This is a genomic window from Nitrospira sp. T9 (assembly GCF_052156535.1).
In the GTDB taxonomy this organism is placed as follows: Bacteria; Nitrospirota; Nitrospiria; order Nitrospirales; family UBA8639; genus Nitrospira_E.
The window spans coordinates 1-1251 of the sequence record NZ_JBQKUP010000031.1; the positions used below are offsets into that span (position 1 = coordinate 1).

The 1251-nt window shown below is 54.4% G+C and carries 1 protein-coding gene; it reads left to right on the forward strand.

Annotated elements, in window-relative coordinates:
• Positions 1 to 63 precede the first annotated feature (63 nt).
• Positions 64 to 1220, forward strand: a protein-coding gene (locus ACTRXD_RS06810) for an IS3 family transposase (protein WP_442431087.1) whose coding sequence is annotated in 2 segments (ribosomal slippage) — positions 64 to 331 and positions 331 to 1220 — 1158 coding nt in all. Because the reading frame shifts where the segments join, the coding sequence is not laid out codon by codon here.
• Positions 1221 to 1251: the final 31 nt, after the last annotated feature.

Here is a 1251-nt window from a genome sequence, read left to right on the forward strand (position 1 = left end):
TGATCTTCCCCCGGTTTTGTGGACACGTCATTAAGTATGGATAATGTACTGAAGGAGGTGTCGATGGGAGGATCACGGAGGAGTTTTACCAAAGAGTTCAAGGTTGAAGCCGTTCGGCTTCTGACGGAGGGTAGAAGTAGCCTGGCTCAAGTAGCTCGGGATTTGGGCATCCAGGATACGGTGTTAGGCCGCTGGAAACAGGAGTTAGTCGAAAGCCCGAATGGTGCGTTTCCCGGCCATGGCCAAGGCAGTCCGGAAGCCGAGGAACTCCGGCGGCTGCGACGCGAGAATGCGCGATTACGGATGGAACGAGATATATTAAAAAAAGCAGCAGCCATCTTCTCGAAGGATTCGCTATGAGATATGTATTTATCCAGAATCATCGAGAAGTCTTTCCAGTCGGCCTGATGTGTCAAATGCTGGGAGTGGGCAGAAGCGGGTTCTATGCCTGGCTGCAACGTGCTGAAAGCCCACGAAGCCGAGCAAACCGCCGTTTGCTGGTGGAGATCAAAGCCATTCATCAACGCAGTCGGCAGACCTACGGCAGCCCCCGTATTCATGCAGATCTGCAAGCAACTGGTCAGGCCTGCGGAAAACACCGAGTCGCCCAGTTGATGCGCACGCACGGGATTGTCTCCCGGCACAAACGGAAGTTCAAGGCTACGACAAACTCTCGTCATACACATCCGGTCGCTGAGAACGTATTGGCACGGCAGTTTGCGGTGGCCGCGCCCAACTGCTGGTGGGTGTCCGACATCACCTATATCCCCACTCGCGAAGGATGGTTGTATCTTGCGATCACGCTCGATCTCTACCATCGGAAAGTGGTCGGCTGGGCCATGGATCGGTGGATGACTCAACAGTTAGTGCTTGATGCGCTCACGATGGCGCTCAAGAATGGGAAGCCGGGGCCTGGCCTCAGGCACCATTCGGATCAGGGCGTGCAGTATGCCAGCAATGCGTTTCAGGCAGTCTTAACCGCCTCGGGGATTCAGTGCAGTATGAGTCGGAAGGGGAATTGTTGGGATAACGCGGTCGCGGAAAGTTTCTTCCACACACTGAAGGTGGAACTCATTCATGCTCGACAGTATCACACGCGTCAGGAGGCCAGAGCGGAGATTTTTGACTATATCGAAGTCTTTTACAACCGGCAGCGACGCCATTCTGTTCTTGGCTATCAGACGCCAGCTGAGTTTGAGGAAAGGGCTCTCGCGGCTTAACCAGGTGTCCACAAAACACGGGAAAGTTCAG